Consider the following 19,101-nt stretch of genomic DNA (forward strand, 5'->3'; position numbering starts at 1 on the left):
TCAACGCTTGTTCAGCACCTGAGCCAGCCGATCACCGCCAAACTGAATCACTGCGACCAGCACCACTAACAAGGCAATCACAGTGAGCATCACCTGGCTGTCGAAGCGCTGATAACCGTAGCGGTAGGCGATGTCACCCAATCCACCTGCGCCGATAGCCCCGGCCATGGCCGACGAGTTGATCATCGTCACCAGTGTAATGGTGAAGCCGCCGACGATACCCGGCAACGCTTCGGGCAGCAGCACATGCCAGATGATGTGCCATCGGCGGCAGCCCATGGCTTGCGCGGCTTCGATCAGGCCATGGTCGACCTCTCGCAGGCTGACTTCAGCGATGCGCGCAAAAAACGGCGTCGCTGCGATGGTCAGCGGCACCACGGCCGCCCAGACGCCGTAGGTGGTGCCGACGATCAGCCGGGTGAACGGAATCAGCGCGACCATCAGGATCAGGAACGGAATCGAGCGGAACAGATTTACGAAGGCGCCCAGCACGCGATTCAGAGTGGGCGCTTCGTAGATTCCGCCTTTGGCGCTGGTGACCAGAATCACTGCCAGCGGAATGCCCAGCAGCAGGGCAATCAATGACGATACACCGACCATTAAAAACGTATCGATGACACCTTGAAGCAGTCGATCAAACCACATAACCCAATACCTCCGCGCGTTGCGCCAGTGTGCGGGCGCGATTGAGTAACTCGTCCAAGTCATGTGGCGAGTGGGCGACCTCGATCACCAGATGTCCCAGTGCGCGGCCCTGAATGCGCTCAACCCCACCCTGCAACAGGCTGATCCGCCCGCCAAGGGAATTGAACAGCGCGGCCAGGTCCGGCTCTTCGCCGCCAACGCCAGTGAAATGCACGTCCAGTACCACCGCAGCCGTGGGGTGCTGTGGCTCGGGGTTCAAGCGCGCTTGCACATCCTCGGGGAGCCCGTGTTGCAGCGGCGCCAGCAAGGTTTTGCTGACGTCGTGCCGAGGGTTGCCGAACACCTGCCACACAGGGCCGTGCTCGACGATTTGACCGTGTTCAAGCACCACCACCCGGTCGCAGATATCGCGGATGACCGCCATTTCATGGGTGATCAAAATGATGGTCAGGCCCAGCCGTTTATTGATCTCGCGTAGCAGACCGAGAATCGATTGCGTGGTCTCCGGGTCCAGCGCCGAGGTGGCTTCATCGCACAGCAGAATCGCCGGATCATGGACCAGGGCGCGGGCAATCCCCACGCGCTGTTTTTGTCCGCCCGACAGTTGTGCCGGGTAGGCCTTGTGCTTGTCTTGCAAACCGACCAGTTCCAGCAGTTCGGCGACTTTGCGCTGGCGCTGTTCACGTGGCACGCCGGCGACTTTGAGCGGCAGTTCGACGTTCTGCCACACGGTCTTGGCCGACATCAGGTTGAAGTGCTGAAAGATCATCCCGATACGCCGACGCAGCTGCACCAGATGGTCTTCGTCGAACTCGCTGATGTCCACCTGATCGATCAGCACCCGACCGCTGCTCGGGCGCTCCAGGCGGTTGATGGTCCGAATCAATGACGACTTGCCCGCGCCGCTGCGGCCGATGATGCCGAACACCTCACCGCGTTGAATCGCCAGGTTGATGTTCTGCAGTGCATCCACCGGCCCGTGCTGGCTGTCATAGGTTTTGCCCAGGTTGATAAAACGCACATGGGCCCGATTCAAGTCAGGGTGCAATTCCGAGGGCTGCTCGGCGTTGGGCGATTCATGCGGTAACGGGCGTTGGGCAGTCGCGTTCATGTTCAGCCTTCCCAGCCGGCTTGATAGAGTTTGCCATGGGCTTTATCCAGGGCGGCGCGAACAACGGGCGAGTGCTGGTATATGTCGACGAACTTGGCCAGACGCGGGTCATTTTTGTTCTCGGGCTTGATCACGAACTGGATCACGTATTCCTTATGATCTAGACCGTCGAACAGCAACGCGGAACCGGCATCGAAGGTTTTCGACAGGCGAATGTAGGCCGGGTAGCCCTGCACCAGATCAGCGTCATCGTAGGCGCGCACCAGTTGCACAGCCTCGACCTGAATCAGTTTGATTTTTTTCGGGTTGGCAACGATGTCTTCTTCGGTGGCCTTGTAGCCGACGCCAGGTTTGAGGGTGATCAGCCCGGCTTTGGCCAGCAGTTGCAGGCCGCGTCCGCTGTTGATCGGGTCGTTGGCGATGGCCACGGTGGCGCCAGTCGGCAGCTCATCGAGGCTTTTGTACTTCTTCGAATACAGCCCGACGTTGTTGATGATCCCGGACGCGTAAGGCACCAGATGGAAGCCCGCTGCGGCATTGGCATTTTCCAGGAACGGGACGTGCTGGAAGTAATTCACGTCGATATCGCCTGCCGCGAGGCTGACGTTCGGGGCGATCCAGTCGCTGAACTCCACCAGCTCTACCTTCAGGCCTTGCTTGCCGGCTTCTGCAACGGCCGCTTCCAGCGGGATGGCAAAGGCGGCGGTAGTGCCGACTTTGAGCGGTTTATCGTCGGCGTGGGCGTTGAGAGTGAAGAGCGCGAGGGCCAGGGTGATTATTGTTTTGGTCATGGCTGAAATCCTGGGCGTAATAAGGGCTGGAGTTGATGTTGTCTGACCGTGCGCAACAGTTGCATTGTTATTTCCCCGCATGTCGATACCCCGTCCCCGCATGCGACGCAGGTAAACGTGGGCCCTCGCGAAACAACTTCTCGCGCAGGGTGCCGCTGTCATAAGCGGTTTTGTAAGAACCACGGCGTTGCAGTTCCGGAATCACCAGATCGATGAAATCCGCATAGCTTTCCGGGGTCACGGTGCGGGTCAGGTTGAAACCGTCGAGGCCGGTTTCGGCGATCCAGGATTCCAGCTCGTCAGCGACCTGTTCCGGCGAGCCGACCAGGGTGAAGTAGCGCCCGCCCAGCGCGTGTTGATCGAGCAGTTTGCGGCGGGTCCAATCATTGTTTTTCAGGTTCTTGGTCGCCGACTGGATCGCGTTGCTTTTCACGTACTGGATCGGCTCGTCCAGTGTGTATTCCGCGAAGTCGATCCCGGTAGAGGCCGCAAAATGCGCAACGCCTGCTTCGGCGCTGGCGTATTCCAGATACTCCCGATGCTTGGCGCGGGCCAGTTCCTCGGTGGCGCCGACGATCACATTCAAGCCCATGAACACCTTGATGTCCTCGGGGTTACGCCCGGCGGCTTTGGCGCTGGCGCGAACCTTGTCCACTTGCTCGCGGGTCGCGACCTTGTTTTGTCCGCTGATAAAAACGCACTCGGCATGGCGCCCGGCGAACTGCAAACCGCGATCAGAAGTGCCTGCCTGAAACAACACCGGGGTGCGCTGCGGTGACGGTTCGCAGAGGTGATAACCCTCGACCTGGTAGAACTCGCCTTTGTGCCGAACCTTGTGCACTTTTTCGGGTTGGGCATAGATCCGTTGCTGGCGATCATTGATCACCGCGTCATCTTCCCAGCTGCCTTCCCAGAGTTTGTACAGCACCTCCAGGTATTCATCGGCCTGATCATAACGACGGTCGTGTTCGACCTGTTCGCTCAGGCCAATGGCCTTGGCTGCGCTGTCCAGATAACCGGTAACAATGTTCCAGCCCACGCGGCCACGGCTCAGGTGGTCGAGGGTCGACATGCGTCGGGCAAACAGATACGGCGCTTCATACGTGAGGTTGGCGGTCAGGCCGAACCCCAGATTTTTCGTGACCGCAGCCATGGCCGACAGCAGCATCAGCGGGTCGTTGACCGGCAACTGGATCGACTCTTTGAGCGTTACATCCACCGAGTTCTGATACACGTCGTACACGCCGGTGATATCGGCGATGAACAAGCCATCGAACAGGCCGCGCTCCAGCAGTTGCGCCAGCTCAGTCCAGTATTCGAGAGTCTTGTACTCGGTGGAGTTGTCCCTGGGATGCGTCCACAGGCCATGGTTGATATGGCCAATGCAGTTCATGTTGAACGCATTGAGGAGGATTTTTTTCTTCGTCATCAGAGGGTCCCCCGCAGTGGCGGGTTTGTATCATTGAGGTAGTAATTGCCGATGGCGTGATATTTCCAGCGCACCGGGTCGTGCAGGGTGTGCACGCGGGCGTTGCGCCAGTGACGGTCCAGGCCATGCTCGGCCAGCGTCGCCTGACTGCCAGCCAGCTCGAATAAGGTGCTGCCCGCTGCGAGAGAGATTTCGGTACTGATGGCGCGTGCTTCGGCCACCGCAATGGACGCGGCGGCGACGTTTTCAGCGGTGCTGTCGGCTTGGGCGCGATCAAGAAACTCACCGGCGCGTTCCAGCAGCGCTTCGGCCGCGTGCAGGCGAACGCCAAGCTTGCCGAAGCTGTGCAGGGTCAATGGATCGTCCACGGCTTTTTCGATACCGGAATCAATCCATGGCCGGGTGCGAGTGCGGACGAAGTGCAAGGCGTCCTCATAGGCCGCGCGGGCGATGCCGGTGTCGATGGCCGCATGAAGAATCTGTGCCAGCGGGCCTACGGTAGTTGGGCGTTCGAAGGCAGTTTGAAACGGCACCACGTCATCGGCGCTGACAAACACGTTATCGAACACCACAGAGCCGCTGCCGGTGGTGCGCTGGCCGAAGCCGCTCCAGTCATCGATCACCGTCAGGCCCGCAGCGTCACGCGGGACGAAGGCCAGTTGTTGCACACCTTGTTCGTCCACCACCGAGGTCGGTATGCGCTGCGCATACAAGGCGCCGGTCGCGTAAAACTTGCGGCCGTTGATGCGATAGCCATCACCGTCCTGGGTCAGGCGCGTAGTGCGGTCGTGAGCGGTTCTGGTGCCCAACTCGGCCAGTGCGTTACCGAAGCGTTGCCCGGCTAGTACTTCCGCGTACAGGCGTTTTTGCTGTTGAGCGCTGCCGTTCACGCGCAGCACCTCAAGGGCATAGAAATGGTTCTGAGGAATCTGTCCGAGGGACGAGTCAGCCTCGGCGATCAGTTGTGTGACCTTGGCCAGGGTGACGATGGAAACGCCCGCACCGCCGAAAGCTTTTGGCACGCTGATGCCCCACAGACCGGAGCGGGAAAACAGTTCCAGTTCTTCGTGTGGCAAGCGGCGTTCACGGTCACGCAGGGCGCTGTCGCGCTTAAAATGTTCAGCCAGATCGGCGGCCATGTTCAAGGCTTGGGCGTCGCTGTCGATCACTGCCGCCGTTTGCGGCAGGTGAGATATAAGGCTCATACGTTCTCCAGTGCTCTGGTCAGATCCAGGAATGCCGGGCCGGCACTGTGCCGTTCAGGTGGTAAGCGCCGACGGCGTGGTATTTCCAGCGCACCGGGTCGTGGAGCGTGTGAACGCGAGCGTTGCGCCAATGGCGGTCGAGGTTGAACTCGGCCAGGGTGGCGCGACTGCCTGCCAGCTCGAACAGCTTTTCGCTGGCGAGCAGGGAGATTTCAGTGGTCAGGACCTTGGCTTCTGCAACGGCAATCGAGGCGCGAGCGGCAGAGGCTACGTCCACGGGCGCGGCGTTGACCTCATCCAGCACCTGACCCGCTTTGCGCAGTAATGCTTCGGCGGCGTGCAGTTCGAGTTTCAGTTTGCCGATGTCGGCGATCACGTACAGATCGTCGCTGGCCCGTTCGACGTTGGCATCGATCCATGGGCGCGAGCGCTCGCGGACAAAACGAATGCTGTCGTCGATGGCTTCGCGAGCGATCCCGACATCGATGGCCGCCTGGATCAATTGCGACACGGCGCCCTGAATGTTCGGCGTATGCGCCAGGCGCCAGTTCTCGATGATGTGCTCGGCTTCCACCGGCACGTTATTGAGCAGCACCGTACCGCTGGCGGTGGTGCGTTGGCCAAAGCCGGACCAGTCATCGACAATGCGCAAACCCGGTGTGCCACGCGGGACGAATACCAGCACTTGTCGACCGTCATCGTTCAGTGCTTTGACTGCCACCCAATGCGCGAACAGCGCCCCGGTGGAATAGAACTTCTGGCCGTTGAGGACAAACCCGTCGCCCTTGGCGGTGATTCTAGCTTTGATATCCAGGGTGTTTTTGGTGCCGCGTTCAGGCCCGGCATTGCCGATGCGCCAGCCGTTCAGCACGCTTTGAAACACCTGTTTTTTTTGTGTTTCGTTGGCGCTGCCCAACAACGAATTGAGGATGCCCACCTGATTCTGCGGGATCTGCCCCAGCGCAGGGTCAGCAGCGGAAATGATCTTGAACACCTCCGCCAGGGTAACGAATGAAACCTGCGGGCCACCGTATTCACGGGGGATGGAAATGCTCCCCAACCCGCTGCGGGTGAAGTGTTCGATTTGGGCCCACGGCAGTTTGCGCTGACGATCACGCTGTGCCGCCTGCAAGCGCGCGAGCTGCGCCAATTCATGGGCAGCGGCGATGGCTTGGGCGTCGTTACTCAGGACCTTCGCTGGCAATAGCAGCGGGGCGATGTCCAGATCGCTCTGGAGGAGTGTAGCCACGAGATCCGACATCAGCGCCGCTCCGTGGCGGTACGCAATGCCCTGGCGATCTGCACGGGGGTGATTGTGAAAGTGACCATTCCAAACCTCACATCGACATAAGCCGCGTCTCTGCGGCGAAAACAAACTGACGGTGGTCCGGTGGTCCGGTGGTCCGGTATATATACCCTAAGCGTGTATAAAAATTAAATAAACTTACTTTTTGGAATAAGCATAGACGGGAGAGTTGCAGATCGTGATTTAAAGCTCCGTGGTGTATTAATCAGCGACGCCACTGACGTTAAGTGCGCGTGGTGGTGCCCAGCGTGACGTGTTGCCCACCCGGTCGATAATGCAGTAAGTCACTTCCAGCTGATGGTCTTCGCCTCCTTCCAGAATCAATGCCGGCGGAATATTCAATGTAATGGGCTTGCCCACATCGCTGGCATCGATGGCTGGCAGATCCATGCGCACATCCCCCCAGCGCAGGGTGATTTCATCTTTGGCGGCCATGTTTTGGTACGCCTCAATGGTCAGCTCAACACCCCTTCTCCGCTGTTTTGCGGTGAGCCCGTGGCGCAGCAGGGCGTCGGGTACAGCCAAGGGCGCGAGGCTCTGGTTTTCTTCTGGGCTCAACGGGTTGGGGTGACCACCAGGGCAATCGAGTTTTACCCATACATCTATGCTCGCGGAGAGCGACGGCGTACTGCCGATCTTTTGGATCTGGTACCAGATTTTGACCTTGCCGCTCTGTAAAAAACTTTCCGGGACACGCAGTGCCAGGGTCTCGCCGATATCTGCGGTCGTCAGCAGCTTTGATGCAACGTAACGGCCACCCCAGAACAGTTCGATCAGGTCGCCCTCGTCCATGGCCGCATAAGGCTTGATAGTGACCCGCAGATGCGCGGCGGCACTCACGCCAATACCGTGCTTGTTTGCTTGGGGCAAATAAGGGGCATGCAGTTTGATCTGATGGGACGTTTGGGTCGCACAAGCCATGTTGAATACTCCTCGTGATCAGCGGCTAACACGCGGCGCCGCGGATACCTCTATGAATGGATATCAATGAATCGTGATAGCCAGCTAAGAGAGGATGGGAACGAGTGTCAAGGCAGTGCGAGCGTGAAACGCGAGCTTCGGATGGAATCAGACAGTTCCTACATTTGTACGGCTTGTGGGTTACTTGGGTCTCAGTACTGCGTCCTACTCAGCAACCCCAAGAAATGTCAGGCGCGAAAAAAAACAGCGCCGGGTGAGCGCTGTTTTTTGTTATCTGCAGGGTTGATCAGTGCCTGCTTCGTTCCAGAAACTGGCGAGTCCGCTCTTCCTTAGGGTTGGCAAACAGCGCCTTGGCGTCGCCTTGTTCAACGATCACGCCCTTGTCGATAAAGATCACCCGGTTGGCGACATCCCGGGCAAAACTCATCTCGTGAGTCACGATGACCATGGTGCGTTTCTCTTCCGCCAGGGCGCGGATGGTCGTCAATACTTCACCCACCAACTCCGGGTCCAGCGCTGAGGTGGGCTCATCGAACAGAATGACCTCGGGCTCCATGGCCAAGGCGCGAGCAATCGCTACCCGCTGTTGCTGGCCGCCGGACAGTCGCCGTGGGTACGCGTCTTCCTTGCCGGCCAGGCCGACCTTGGCCAGCAGCTTACGCGCCAGCGCCTCGGCTTGCGGGCGGGGCATTTTTTTTACCACCAGCGGGCCTTCCATCACGTTTTCCAGCGCGGTGCGATGGGGGAACAGGTTGAAGTTCTGAAAGACGAAACCCACGTGCTGGCGCAGTTGTCGAATCAAGCCTTGCTGCTGACTCAGCGGGCGACTGCCATCGATCTCGATGTCACCGACGATGATCTTGCCGCTGGTGGGTTCTTCGAGAAAATTGAGGCAACGCAACAGGGTGGTTTTACCGGAACCGCTGGGTCCGATGATGGCCACAACCTCGCCAGCTTCGACGGTCAAATCGATGCCGTTGAGTACCGTCTGCCCTTTGAATTTCTTGGTCAGTTTTTCAACCACGATCATGCTTCAAGACTCCTGATCATGTCGGTTGACCCTCGCTTCCAGGCGGTGCTGCAGGTGCGCGAGCAGGCTGGCAAGGATCCAGTAGATCAGTGCGGCGGCAAGGTACATGGTGAAAATTTCGAAGGTCCGCGCAGTGATCAACTGTGCCTGACGGAACAGCTCGGGCACCTGAATGGTTGCCGCCAACGCGGTGTCCTTGACCAGTGAAATGAAGCTGTTGCCCAGCGGCGGCAAAGCGGTTCTCGCGGCTTGCGGAAGAATCGCCCGGCGCATGGTTTGCGCACGGGTCATGCCGATGCTGGCCGCAGCTTCCCATTGTCCGCGATCCACTGCGCCAATGGCTGAACGCAGAATTTCGCAGGCATAAGCGCCCATGTTCAGGGAAAAACCGATCAGCGCTGCGGGCAGCGGGTCCAGTTCTATCCCCAGTTGTGGCAGGCCGTAATAGATCATGAACAACTGGACGAGCAAGGGTGTGCCGCGAAAGAACGACACATACACCCGTGCAATTCCGCTCAGCAGCTTGAGGTGCGATAAACGCATCAATGCCAGGCCGAAGCCCAGCAGCAAGCCGAAGAACATCCCGCCCAGACTGAGGATGACCGTGAAATATGCGCCCTTGAGCAGAAAGGGCGCGGAGTCCAGCGCTAGCTTCAGACTCTCTTCAATCATTGGGTCACGTCAGAGCCAAAGTACTTCTGCGACAACTTGGCGAGGGTCCCGTCGGCACGCAGTTTGTCGATGGCTTTGTTGATGGCGGCGACCAACTCGGGCTCGCCTTTGCGTATCGCGATACCGGATTCCTGGCGGGAAAACGGCGCGCCGGACACGGCTAGCTTGTCATTGGTTTTTTTGACCATTTCGAATGCGGCCAGACGGTCAACGAGGATCGCGTCAGTGCGGCCGGCGATCAGGTCCTGGAATTTGGTAGGGTCATCGTCATAGGTTTTGACGATGGCTTTAGGCACGTTTTCCTTGAGCCATTGTTCATAGTTGGTGCCCAGGCCGACGCCGACTTTTTTGTCTGCAAGGGAGTCAGGTGTCGGGAACTTGCCTGCGTCCTTCTTCTGGGTCAGCGCTTGAATCCCGGAGATTGTGTAGGGCTCGGAAAAGTCGTACTTCTTCTTGCGCTCTTCGGAGATGGTCACCTGATTGATCACCACATCAAGGCGTTTGGATTCCAGCGCCGCGAGGATGCCATCCCATTTGGTCGGTTGCAGTTTGGCTTTCACCCCCAGCTCTTTGGCCAGGGCTTGGGAGAACTCGACTTCAAAGCCGTTGAGGTCGCCTTTCTCGTCCACGAAGCTGAACGGCGGATACGTGCCTTCAAGGCCGACATTGATCGTGCCGCTGTCCTTGATTTTTTGCAGCTGGTCCCCGGCGACGGCTTGCCCGATCAGGCTGGAGCCGAGCACAAGGCTCAATGTGGAAAGAAGAAATGTCCGGCGGATGGCAGCAATGTTCATGACGAGCCCCTTATGGTGTTTTGAGCGACAGGCAAGAATCAGACCCAATGAACGCTACTGCGGCCTTGAAACTTAATCCAGTTATTTCAGGCGACTTTATTCCCTTAGTGAGCCTTCACAGGGCGTGGCTAATCCTGCACGCCGTGTGACTATAGGGGCTGCTGCATATGAATTAAAATAATTAAAAATAATTTATATATTTCTAATTGGAATATGGAGGCTGGCTGGAAAATCAGCCCGAAAAGGCGCCGGGATAAGCGAACAAGGCCGGCGCGCCGCCCGTGTGCAGGAAGATGATCGGACCCTCATTGAAGCGCTGGCGACCGATGCCGTCGAGCAGCCCAGACATGGCTTTGCCGGTGTACACAGGATCGAGCAACAGGCCTTCCTGGCTGGCGACCAGCTTGATTGTGGCCAGGGTGCCCGCGTTGGGTGCGCCGTAGCCGGGTGCGAAATATTCATCCCACAGGTCGATCTTGAAGCTGCTCGGCAGATTGATGCCCAGTAACTCTGCAGTTCTCTGTGCCAGTCCTTCGACTTTCGGCCGCTGGGCTTCTTCGCTACGTGACACGGTAACGCCCACCACAGGCAACCGGGGCAACGCTTCGCTGAGTCCCAAGGCCAGGCCGCTTTGCGTGCCCGCACTGCCAGACGCGAGGACCACGGCGGCAAATGTCAGCCCGGTCTGCTCGATTTGTTCGGCCAACTCCAGCCCTGCGCGCACATACCCCAGCGCGCCCAACGCGTTGGAGCCACCAATCGGCACCGAATAAGGCTTTTTGCCGCCAGCCCGCAGACGGGCGGCGAGGGCATGCAGTTGCTCATCGGCGTTATCCAGGTTCTCGACCAGCTCGACCTTGGCGTCGAACAGGTCCAGTAACAGGCGGTTGCCATTGCTCAAGTAGCTGGTGTCGGTGCTGGCGATGGGGTTTTCCAGCAGCGCGACGCAACCCAGGCCCAGACGTGCAGCCAGCGCGGCCGTCTGGCGCACGTGGTTGGACTGGATTCCTCCGGCGGTAATCAACGTGTCGGCACCTTGGGCCAACGCGTCGGCAGCCAGGTATTCGAGCTTGCGCACCTTGTTGCCGCCCAGTGCCAGTGTGGTGGTGTCATCGCGTTTGACATAAATATCCCGGCCGGTCCAGGCAGACAGACGCTCCAGTTTTTCCAGTGGAGTGGGGGCGCCGAGCAATTTCAGGCGGTTAAAACGAGCGAGCTGTTGTTTGATCATGGTGGTCAATTGGCCGGGAAGTGAGTCGATGGACTATAGGCAACCGACTGAGCCCTGTGCAACATTTGCAGGAATGGACGGTGTTCGGCAAAGGCCCTACGGAAATTGTTAATTTTTCGTCGCAAAAGTTTGCCGTAGAGTGGGAGCATCAGCGGCCGTTATCGTGCGACCGTGAACGTGGCTCTTTTACCTTGAATGCAGAAGGAGTGGTGAGCGTGAGCGATATTCCAGAGGCATCGGCCGACAGCCGTACCGATAACTGGCAGTTGCAGCAAATCGTCAACCAATTGCGTGCGGCGCGTGATGACTGGCGCACGCGTAATGGGCGTGTGAGTGTTGAGCATGGCGGTCGTGAGCTGCCCTCACGAGCGGCCATGCGCGACATTCTCGAAGCACTGTGTGGGGCGTTGTTCCCGATGCGCCTGGGGCCGGTGGACTTGCGCGAAGAGAGCGAGGACTTCTACGTCGGCCATACCCTCGACGTGTCCCTCAATGCGTTGTTGGCGCAGGCTCGCCTGGAACTGCGCTATGTGGCGCGTCAACATGGCAAGAACGTCGCCGCTGCCGACACGCACGCGGTGCAGCTGATTCAGGATTTCGCCAGCGCCTTGCCGGTGATTCGCCGTTTGCTGGACACCGACGTGCTGGCGGCCTACCACGGCGACCCGGCTGCGCGCAGCGTCGACGAAGTGTTGCTGTGCTATCCGGGCATTCTGGCGGTCATTCATCACCGCTTGGCGCACCACCTGTACCGCGCCGGCCTGCCGTTGCTGGCACGGATCAGTTCGGAGATTGCACACTCGGCCACCGGCATCGACATCCACCCCGGCGCGCAGATTGGCCAGAGCTTCTTTATCGATCACGGGACAGGTGTGGTCATCGGTGAAACCGCGATCATCGGCGAACGTGTGCGCATCTATCAGGCTGTGACTCTGGGCGCGAAACGCTTCCCGGCGGACGAAGACGGTCAATTGCAAAAAGGCCACGCCCGTCATCCGATAGTCGAAGACGACGTGGTGATCTATGCCGGTGCGACCATTCTTGGGCGCATCACCATCGGCGAAGGTTCGACTATTGGCGGCAACGTCTGGCTGACCCGCAGCGTACCGGCTGGCTGCAACCTGACCCAGGCTAACCTGTTGCAGCAGGATGATGGGTGTCAGAAGTAGGGCGCTGAGTCGCCTGACACCTCATTCTCATGAATGAATTCGTTCCCACAGAGATTGCTTTTCTGTGGGAACGATTAGTGCTCTCCATGCGTCACACCTCCATACCAAGCGAGCGACAACCCGCCTGCGATTAGTCCTCGCGGGGCCATTTATGTTTAACTTGACCGTTCGTTCAAGTTAAATTCGGTGGTTCGCTGCCCGCTCACAACAGGAGGCTTACCCCTTGAGTTCGTTTTTCCCGGTTACTTCCCTCTTCCATGAGGCGCAGTCCCTATGAGTGCGCCTACCCCGCAGGTCAGCAGCCAAGTTCGGATGAATCCGCCGGTTTTTTATTTTGCGGCGGGTTTCATTTTGCTGTTCGGGCTGCTGGTGATTGTCTTTCCGCAACGCTCCGGCGAGTGGTTACTGGCGGCGCAAAACTGGGCGGCCAACACGGTCGGCTGGTATTACATGCTGGCGATGACCCTGTATCTGGTCTTCGTGGTGGTCACCGCCTTGTCTGGCTACGGCAAGATCAAGCTCGGTGCCGACCACGACGAACCCGAGTTCAGTTATTTGTCCTGGGCCGGCATGTTGTTCGCTGCCGGGATCAGCATCACCCTGTTCTTTTTCTGCGTTTCCGAGCCGCTCACCCACATGCTGCAACCGCCACAGGGCGAGGGCGGTACCACCGAGTCGGCGCGACAGGCCATGCAGCTGCTGTTTCTGCATTGGGGTTTGCATGGTTGGGGTGTGTTCGCGTTTGTCGGCATGGCGTTGGCGTATTTCGCCTATCGGCATAACCTGCCGCTGGCCTTGCGCTCGGCGTTGTACCCGCTGATCGGCAAGCGCATCAACGGTCCTATTGGCTATGCGGTGGATGGTTTCGGCATCATCGCCACGGTGTTCGGGCTGGGCGCTGACATGGGCTTTGGCGTACTGCACCTTAATTCAGGCCTCGACTATCTGTTCGGTATGCCACATACCCAATGGATTCAGGTGGGGTTGATCACCCTGATGATGGGGGCGGCGATTCTGGTGGCCATCGCGGGCGTGGACAAGGGCGTGCGCGTCATGTCCGACATCAACATGTTGTTGGCCTGCGCGCTGCTGCTGTTCGTGTTGTTCGCCGGTCCCACCCAGCATCTACTGAACACGCTGGTGCAGAACATCGGTGATTACCTGGGCGCGCTGCCCACCAAGAGTTTCGATGTTTACGCCTACGATAAAACCGGCGACTGGCTGGGCAGCTGGACCGTGTTTTATTGGGCATGGTGGATCGCGTGGTCGCCCTTTGTCGGGCTGTTTATTGCGCGTATTTCCCGTGGCCGCACCATCCGTGAGTTCGTCTGCGGCGTGCTCTTGATTCCGCTGGGTTTCACCTTGGCCTGGATGTCGATTTTTGGTAACAGCGCCATTGACCAGGTACTCAATCACGGCATGGTCGCGCTCGGGCAGTCAGCCATCGACGACCCTTCGATGACCCTCTACCTGCTGCTGGAAAACTACCCGTGGAGCAAAACTGTCATTGCCGTGACGGTGTTCATCAGCTTTGTGTTCTTTGTCACCTCGGCGGATTCTGGCACCGTGGTGCTGTCGACCCTGTCCGCGCGTGGCGGGAGTGCAGACGAGGATGGACCGAAATGGCTGCGGGTGTTCTGGGGCGTAGCGACTGCCCTGATCACCAGCGGGTTGTTGTTTGCCGGCAGTATCGATTCGCTGAAATCGGCGGTGGTGCTGACGTCGTTGCCGTTCTCGCTGATTCTGTTGCTGATGATGTGGGGGCTGCACAAGGCTTTCTATCTGGAGTCGCAGCGGCAAATCGCCCAGCTGCATTCGCTGGCGCCGGTGTCCGGCTCGCGCCTTGGGCGTGGCGGGTGGCGACAGCGCTTGACCCAGGCTGTGCACTTCCCGTCACGCGACGAGGTCTATCGTTTCCTTGAGCAGACGGTGCGTCCGGCCATCGAAGAGGTCACGGCGGTGTTCGTCGAGAAGGGCCTGAAGGTGGTGACCCAGCCCGATCCGAGCAACGACAGCGTCAGCCTGGAAGTCGGCCACGGCGACGAGCGTCCGTTCATCTATCACGTGATGATGCGCGGTTATTTCACGCCGACCTTTGCTCGCGCCGGCATGGGTTCGAAAGGCATGAACAATCGGCGTTACTACCGCGCCGAAGTTCACTTGAGTGAAGGCAGTCAGGATTACGATCTGGTCGGCTACACCAGGGAGCAGGTGATCAACGACATCCTTGACCAATACGAGCGGCACTTGCAGTTCCTGCATTTGGTGCGCTGAGGCAAAAAAAAAGCGCCTGAATGACCCGATGATCGGGCTTCAGGCCAGCCCGCCGTTGGCGCGCAAAATCTGCCCGTTGACCCAGCCGGCATCCGGGCCGACGAGGAAGGAGACGACGTTGGCGATGTCTTCTGGCTGACCCAGGCGTTGCAACGGTGGCATCTTGGCGAACTGCTGGATCTGCTCTTCGCTTTTACCGTGCAGGAACAACTCAGTCGCAACGGGCCCAGGCGCGACGGCGTTGACGGTGATGTTGCGGCCGCGCAGTTCTTTGGCAAACACATGGGTGAAGGATTCGACGGCCGCCTTGGTGGCGTTGTAGATCGCGTAACCCGGCAGGTTCAGTGCCAGGGCGGTGCTGGAGAAATTGACGATACGACCGTCGTCATTCATCCGCGTAGCGGCTTCCCGCAGGGTGTTGAAGGTGCCACGCGTGTTGATCCCGAAGGTCTGTTCGAACAACTCGTCGCTGGTGTCGGCCAAGGGGGAGGGATTCATCACGCCTGCGTTATTGATCAGCACGTCGACACGGCCCAGTTGCTGTTCGGTCACGTCGAACAGAGTGCGCACGTCGGCCGCGTTCGATACGTCAGCCTTGATGGCAACAGCCTGGCCGCCGTTGGCGACGATCCGGGCGACCAAGGTGTCGGCTTCGGCAGCACTGTTGGCGTAGTTGACGGCGATGGCGAAACCGTCGGCAGCCAGACGCTTGGCGATTTCAGCGCCAATGCCGCGTGATGCGCCGGTAACGATAGCGACTTTGCGCGCACGGGTGTGAGTGGCCTGATTCTGGGTAGTAGGGATCATGCTGCACCTCCTGACTGAATGTGGTTGTAGATTCACATGTTTATTCAGGGCGATAAATGGCCGTAAATTGCCTTTACTGTTCAATAAATCTCAACAATACAGTGCAGTACGGGGGCGTCTTTATTAGTCGGACTATTGGGGTGGGGCGCTTACGGGTATGCTCGGCCAGCTCGCCTGACCCCGTTGCAGCAATCGGTGTATTAAAAAAAGCAGGAACTGCGAGCTACGTTCAGGGGTCGCACCCATGCACCTTTAACGAGAGAGGATTCGATGACTTATATCGCTGCCGAAAACCGTTATGAATCCATTCCGTACCGCCGCGTCGGCCGTAGCGGCCTGGTTTTACCGGCCTTGTCCCTTGGGCTGTGGCACAACTTCGGCGACAGCACGCCGATGGACACTCAGCGTTCACTGCTGCGTACCGCCTTCGATCTGGGCATCAACCACTTCGATTTGGCCAACAACTATGGCCCGCCCTATGGCAGCGCCGAGATCAACTTCGGTCGTCTGTTGCGCGAAGACTTCAAGCATTACCGAGATGAGCTGATCATCTCCAGCAAAGCCGGTTGGGACATGTGGCCGGGGCCTTATGGTCAGGGCGGCGGCTCGCGCAAATACGTGCTGGCCAGCCTCGATCAGAGCTTGCAGCGCATGGGCCTCGATTACGTCGATATCTTTTATTCGCACCGTTTCGACCCGCTGACCCCGCTGGAAGAAACCGCCAGCGCCCTGGCCACCGCCGTGCAGCAAGGCAAGGCCCTGTACATCGGCATCTCGTCTTATTCCGGGTCGAAAACCCGCGAAATGGCGGCGTTGCTCAACGAATGGAAAGTGCCGCTGCTGATTCATCAACCGGCTTACAACCTGCTCAACCGCTGGGTCGAAAAAGACCTGTTGGACGCCACCGAAGAACTCGGCGCAGGAGTGATCGCCTTTACGGCACTGGCGCAAGGTTTGTTGACCGACAAATACCTGAATGGCGTGCCGAAGGATTCGCGGGTCAATCGCCCGGGCGGTGGGTCATTGCAGGCGTCGCACCTGTCCGAGAGCAACATCGCTCACGTGCGTGCCCTCAATGAAATCGCCCAGCGTCGTGGCCAGAGCCTGGCGCAAATGGCGCTGGCCTGGACCCTGCGTGATCCACGCGTGACCTCGGCGTTGATCGGCGCCAGTCACCCAGAGCAAATCATCGAAAACGTCGGGGCCTTGAAAAACCTGTCGTTCAGCAGCGAAGAGCTGGCCGAAATCGACCGCTTCGCAGTTGAAGGCGGGATCAATCTTTGGGAAAAACCGTCGACTGATCAGTAATTGACAGCGCTACTATAGGAGTCTGTGCCTGACGCATATTTTTAACTGTGGGAGACTTTACGACCAGGTTTGCCAAGGACGGCGCTCCACGATAAGGTTTCAGGACTTGTTGGGGTTTCACCAAGAGGTGTTGGCTTGTTTCTATCTTCGCTCTTACACGATGCATTCTTTATCGGCGCTTTGGTGGAAGGGGTGGGGCGAGGTCTCCCACGGTCTGTACTGTCTCATCAGTCAGAAGCGAACTGTTCGTCCCACCACCCCTTCAAGTCCTACCATACAAGCGAATGAATTCGCTCCCACATGGGTCCTTTAGTACACCAAATCTGTGGGAGCTGGCTTGCCTGCGAAGGGTTTGATGCGCTTTGTCAGACAGGCCGCTATAACGCAATCTCTGGTCTCTCACGCTCAAACGGGTAATACACCGGCCCGAGTTTCGCTCGCCACGCCACGGCCATGAACCTTGGCACCTCACTTCTCGGATTTGCGGGTAATTGCCCTGGATTGATCGGTGGCGTCCATTTAACGGTAAAGAATGGCGTGCTGCTGATCAGGCTCATGAGCGCCCCCTCTGCATGATAATCGGATCGGTCGAGGTTTCTGGTGTCACAGGCTGCACGCGCGGAATGTGCGGCGGCCGTTTCGTGTCAGGGCCGAATGTGGGGTCTGGCGGCACCGCATTATGGTATTCCGGAAATCGATCCTGAAAATCTATGGCAGCTTGAATGATCATCGCTTCGTTGAAGCGTGTTCCCCAGAATGCTGCAGTGATCGGCAATTGCGCGGGTAGACCGGTCCGCCCATATCCTATGGGAAATGTCAGCATGGGCCAACCTTGTAAGTTAGGCACGTCGTAGTGTGAACGTTGGTTCGGCAGCCTTTCGCTGCCATCAAAGCGCCTGCCGATGTGAGCACCCAATGGCATGACCAGCATAAAGTCCACGGCGTAATCATCAAGCGCCTGTTGGAGAAGCGCTTGCTCTCGTCGGCGCCGTTCCTCAGCTTCCGTTCTCATGGCAGAGGTGATGTAGCTCGCAGAGGTATTGGTCGCGGGGTGGTAATGCCCAAGTAACTCGGTCCGGTACTCGGCTGGCAGGTCCTGCGCAAATTCCGCAACCGACTGCCAGTGTCGACAGTCGAGTCCGTTACTCCAGAAAACTGCTTTGAATGGCGTGATGGGTTCTAGGTCCGGCAGTAACCCTAACTCGTGAGAGTGGGTGAAAGGTGCATTGTCGGGAATCTGTAGATCCAGGCCTGGGAATTCAACGACAGTGGCACCCAGGTCCCGTAGTTGCCCCTTAAAGCGATCGAACGCTAGCTTGTAGTCGGGGTCGTAGGTGTCGGCGGGAGGAACGGAGATGGAGTTCATCCAGTCCGTTTGAGGCACCCCAATGGTCAGCCCGCGCAGAGGCAAAAGGCCCTCTCTGGCGGTCGTTGGCAGCAGGTTTGGCGGGATCGGTGCCGACAGGGTATGGGGATCGTTGAGCTGATCGATCCCCGAGATGAGTGACAAAATCAGTGAGGCATCGCGAACCGACCGGCACATCGGACCTATCACATCAAGGCCGTTACTTGCGGGCATCAGACCGGCTACGGATACCAGCCCAAGAGATGGTTTGATCGCGCTGGCTCCGTTGCACGCTGCGGGGATGATCATCGAGCCGCCGGTTTCCTCGCCCAGCGACGCCGCGCAAAGGCGGGCCACTGGCGCGACCCCTGAGCCTTGGCTGGATCCGCCGGGTGCTCGCGCCGGGTCCCAGGCATTTCCAGCAAAAGTCCCCGTTGTATCGCCCGAGTAAGCCGAACACGTATTGTGCCCGACCAACACCGCACCTTGTGCCCGAAGCTTGGTCACACAGGTAGCATCCTGAAGCGCAATATTGCTGCTGAATGTCGCAGTGCCGTTTGTACTCTTTCGGTCTTGTATGCCGATTGAATCTTTCACTCCCATCGCAATACCACACAGTGGTGGTGCCGGGCCGCGTTCGTCGTTGGGATTGCTTAGCCATTCATCGGCCAGTCTGGCTTGTTCCTGGGCCTCTATCAGATCGATGCGCACGAAGGCGTTGTAGCCGCCGTTTTCATCATAGGTTTCGAAGGTGCCGTTGAATTGGCTGATTCTATTCAGGTAGGCGAGGAGCACTTGTTCTGCGGTCAACTTATTCGGATTGCCCTCGCGGAACAACGCAGCCATTTCGACGACTTCATAGTCGACGATTCGGTCGCGTTTTTTGATTGAGGAACCACGGGGGAGCGCTGCGAGAAGGCGGGCATTGAGTGCCTGCTCTTCGGGGGTAAATGCAAAAGTCGGTTTTTCCATGACGGCTATCTCCTTGATGACCTCAGGATCGAGGTCATTTTTGGAGCTAACCAGTGAAAGACAGATCTGTAAACCCTGTCAGAAATGACAG

General features: G+C 58.5%; 16 protein-coding genes. 3 read left to right on the plus strand and 13 right to left on the minus strand.

Features of this window, described 5'->3' with window-relative positions; genetic code table 11:
* The 11 genes from RGU44_RS20580 to RGU44_RS20630 all read right to left on the minus strand — a co-directional run bounded on the left by RGU44_RS20580 (window position 1) and on the right by RGU44_RS20630 (window position 11,135).
* On the minus strand, window positions 1-645 hold the full coding sequence (locus RGU44_RS20580; protein ID WP_322177273.1) for a methionine ABC transporter permease: 645 nt from the start codon (window positions 643-645) through the stop codon (window positions 1-3).
* On the minus strand, window positions 635-1,756 hold the full coding sequence (locus tag RGU44_RS20585; RefSeq protein WP_322218870.1) for a methionine ABC transporter ATP-binding protein: 1,122 nt from the start codon (window positions 1,754-1,756) through the stop codon (window positions 635-637). Before RGU44_RS20585 ends, RGU44_RS20580 begins: the two co-directional genes overlap by 11 nt.
* A 2-nt stretch (window positions 1,757-1,758) precedes the next feature.
* The gene (locus RGU44_RS20590; protein ID WP_416151983.1) at window positions 1,759-2,547 is read right to left on the minus strand and encodes a MetQ/NlpA family ABC transporter substrate-binding protein; all 789 of its coding nucleotides are present in this window, start codon (window positions 2,545-2,547) and stop codon (window positions 1,759-1,761) included.
* 67 nt (window positions 2,548-2,614) lie between these two features.
* On the minus strand, window positions 2,615-3,976 hold the full coding sequence (locus RGU44_RS20595; RefSeq protein ID WP_322218872.1) for an LLM class flavin-dependent oxidoreductase: 1,362 nt from the start codon (window positions 3,974-3,976) through the stop codon (window positions 2,615-2,617).
* Entirely contained in the window at window positions 3,976-5,181 is a 1,206-nt protein-coding gene (locus tag RGU44_RS20600) for an SfnB family sulfur acquisition oxidoreductase (protein WP_322218875.1), read from the minus strand. The genes RGU44_RS20595 and RGU44_RS20600 overlap by 1 nt, the downstream gene beginning before the upstream one ends.
* Window positions 5,182-5,200: 19 nt before the next feature.
* Complete coding sequence (locus tag RGU44_RS20605; protein ID WP_322218878.1) at window positions 5,201-6,442, minus strand: SfnB family sulfur acquisition oxidoreductase; 1,242 nt, start codon at window positions 6,440-6,442, stop codon at window positions 5,201-5,203.
* A 246-nt stretch (window positions 6,443-6,688) separates the two neighbouring features.
* Window positions 6,689-7,408, minus strand: coding sequence for a hypothetical protein (locus RGU44_RS20610; protein WP_322218879.1), 720 nt, complete (start codon window positions 7,406-7,408; stop codon window positions 6,689-6,691).
* Between the two features lie 286 nt (window positions 7,409-7,694).
* Entirely contained in the window at window positions 7,695-8,438 is a 744-nt protein-coding gene (gene tcyN / locus RGU44_RS20615) for an L-cystine ABC transporter ATP-binding protein TcyN (protein WP_322177279.1), read from the minus strand.
* A gap of 3 nt (window positions 8,439-8,441) precedes the next feature.
* Entirely contained in the window at window positions 8,442-9,107 is a 666-nt protein-coding gene (tcyL, locus tag RGU44_RS20620) for a cystine ABC transporter permease (RefSeq protein WP_219063783.1), read from the minus strand.
* Window positions 9,107-9,904 carry a cystine ABC transporter substrate-binding protein gene (tcyJ, locus tag RGU44_RS20625; protein ID WP_219063744.1) on the minus strand — a complete coding sequence of 266 codons (798 nt, stop codon included), beginning with the start codon at window positions 9,902-9,904 and terminating at the stop codon, window positions 9,107-9,109. The genes tcyL and tcyJ overlap by 1 nt, the downstream gene beginning before the upstream one ends.
* A 232-nt stretch (window positions 9,905-10,136) precedes the next feature.
* Window positions 10,137-11,135, minus strand: a complete 999-nt coding sequence (locus RGU44_RS20630; RefSeq protein WP_322177280.1) for a D-cysteine desulfhydrase — start codon at window positions 11,133-11,135, stop codon at window positions 10,137-10,139.
* A gap of 215 nt (window positions 11,136-11,350) precedes the next feature.
* Between RGU44_RS20630 and epsC the strand changes: the two genes are divergently transcribed.
* Entirely contained in the window at window positions 11,351-12,304 is a 954-nt protein-coding gene (epsC, locus tag RGU44_RS20635) for a serine O-acetyltransferase EpsC (protein ID WP_322218881.1), read from the plus strand.
* A 273-nt stretch (window positions 12,305-12,577) separates the two neighbouring features.
* On the plus strand, window positions 12,578-14,578 hold the full coding sequence (gene betT, locus RGU44_RS20640) for a choline transporter BetT (RefSeq protein ID WP_322218883.1): 2,001 nt from the start codon (window positions 12,578-12,580) through the stop codon (window positions 14,576-14,578).
* Window positions 14,579-14,617: 39 nt separating this feature from the next.
* On the opposite strand, the gene RGU44_RS20645 is transcribed toward betT, so the two are convergent.
* Window positions 14,618-15,385 carry an SDR family oxidoreductase gene (locus tag RGU44_RS20645; RefSeq protein ID WP_322177282.1) on the minus strand — a complete coding sequence of 256 codons (768 nt, stop codon included), beginning with the start codon at window positions 15,383-15,385 and terminating at the stop codon, window positions 14,618-14,620.
* 270 nt (window positions 15,386-15,655) lie between these two features.
* Here RGU44_RS20645 and mgrA point away from each other — a divergent pair, with 270 nt between their 5' ends.
* Window positions 15,656-16,693, plus strand: a complete 1,038-nt coding sequence (gene mgrA / locus RGU44_RS20650) for an L-glyceraldehyde 3-phosphate reductase (protein ID WP_322177283.1) — start codon at window positions 15,656-15,658, stop codon at window positions 16,691-16,693.
* 553 nt (window positions 16,694-17,246) lie between these two features.
* Here the strand turns inward: mgrA and RGU44_RS20655 are convergent.
* A complete protein-coding gene (locus tag RGU44_RS20655; RefSeq protein ID WP_322218886.1) occupies window positions 17,247-19,010 on the minus strand; it encodes an amidase in 1,764 nt (587 codons plus the stop codon).
* Window positions 19,011-19,101 lie beyond the last annotated feature (91 nt).

The organism is Pseudomonas sp. 5C2, assembly GCF_034314155.1.
Taxonomy (GTDB): domain Bacteria; phylum Pseudomonadota; class Gammaproteobacteria; order Pseudomonadales; family Pseudomonadaceae; genus Aquipseudomonas.